This window comes from Klebsiella sp. HMSC16C06 (genome assembly GCF_001808325.1).
GTDB classification, from domain to species: Bacteria; Pseudomonadota; Gammaproteobacteria; order Enterobacterales; family Enterobacteriaceae; genus Klebsiella; species Klebsiella variicola.
Window position 1 is genome coordinate 102,782 of sequence record NZ_KV793005.1, and the last position, 311, is coordinate 103,092.

General features: G+C 51.8%; 1 tRNA gene. It reads left to right on the forward strand.

The window, feature by feature from the left end:
- The first annotated feature begins 115 nt into the window (after nt 1-115).
- Nucleotides 116-192, forward strand: a tRNA-Arg gene (locus tag HMPREF3142_RS15385).
- Nucleotides 193-311: the final 119 nt, after the last annotated feature.

Consider the following 311-nt stretch of genomic DNA (forward strand, 5'->3'; position numbering starts at 1 on the left):
AATCCTCCCGGATGCACCATATTCTCCTTAGTAACAGCAACATTGTTGTTATCTGGTTTGCGAAACCATCGTAAGTGCCAGGAGAGTAACCCCGCAGTAAAATAGCTTTCCCGATGCATCCGTAGCTCAGCTGGATAGAGTACTCGGCTACGAACCGAGCGGTCGGAGGTTCGAATCCTCCCGGATGCACCATATTCTCCTTAGCAACAGCGACGACGATGTTGTTTTATGGTCTGCGAAATTATGGCCAGCACCAGGGAGGATAACGTTGCGTAAGCAACGGCCCGTAGGGCGAGGCGCAGCCGAGTAAT